This window comes from Bradyrhizobium sp. (assembly GCF_030654605.1).
Taxonomy (GTDB): domain Bacteria; phylum Pseudomonadota; class Alphaproteobacteria; order Rhizobiales; family Xanthobacteraceae; genus Bradyrhizobium.
In genome coordinates this window covers 1-1,013 of record NZ_JAURXB010000291.1, presented here as the reverse complement: position 1 = coordinate 1,013, position 1,013 = coordinate 1, and the positions used below count along the sequence as shown (strand labels likewise).

At 62.9% G+C, this 1,013-nt stretch carries 2 protein-coding genes; both read left to right on the top strand.

The features are described from left to right. Positions 1-580 (top strand): pirin family protein (locus tag Q7U29_RS26520; protein WP_304746406.1); only part of this gene is annotated, 580 nt, incomplete at its 5' end. Between the two features lie 169 nt (positions 581-749). Further along, on the top strand, positions 750-1,013 hold a 264-nt coding region (wrbA, locus tag Q7U29_RS26515), incomplete at its 3' end, for an NAD(P)H:quinone oxidoreductase (protein WP_304746405.1).

The following is a 1,013-nucleotide window of genomic DNA, read 5'->3' as shown; positions in this document are numbered from 1 at the left end:
GCGGGTGTGGAACGACGACGAGATCGCGCCGAACAGCGGCTTTCCCGCGCATCCCCATGCCAACATGGAGATCATCACCTATGTCCGCGAAGGCGCGATCACCCATCAGGACAGCCTCGGCAACGAGGGCCGCACCGAAGCGGGCGACGTGCAGGTGATGAGTGCGGGCAGCGGCGTGCGTCACTCCGAATACAATCTGGAACCGACCAGGACGAAGATCTTCCAGATCTGGATCGAACCGACGACGCAGGGCGGTCAGCCGACCTGGGGCGCCAAGCCGTTTCCGAAGTCGGACCGGTCGGGAAAATTCGTCACCATCGCCAGCGGCTTTGCGGCCGACAATGATGCGCTGCCGATCCGTGCCGATGCGCGGGTGCTCGCCACCACGCTGAAGGCCGGCGAAAGCGCTGAGTATGCGTCCGACAAGGCCCGCAATCTCTATCTGGTGCCGGCCGTCGGTAGCGTCGAAGTCAACGGCGTGTTCGTCAACGCCCGCGATGGCGTCGCGATCTCGGACGAAACGCGGCTGAAGATCACCGCGCTGGAAGATTCGGAGCTCGTGCTGGTCGACGCGGCGTAACCAACAAACTCGTCATGCCCGGCCCTGTGCCGGGCATCCACGATTTCCTGACGGACCAACAAGACGTAGATGACCGGGACATCTAGCGCAAAGACGAGCTTCGCGCTTTTGCCCGGCCATGACGACTTCCGTTTTTCCTTCTCACAAACCCAACCACACGGAGCCCATCATGGCAAAAGTTCTCGTTCTCTATCATTCCACCTACGGCCACATCGAGACCATGGCCAACGCCGTCGCCGAAGGCGCGCGCGAAGCCGGCGCCACGGTCGATATCAAGCGCGTGCCGGAGCTTGTGCCCGAAGCCGTGGCAAAAGCCTCGCATTACAAGCTCGATCAGGCGGCGCCCGTCGCGAAGGTCGAAGATCTCGTCAATTACGACGCCATCATCGTCGGCACCGGCACCCGGTTCGGCCGGATGGCGTCGCAGATGGCG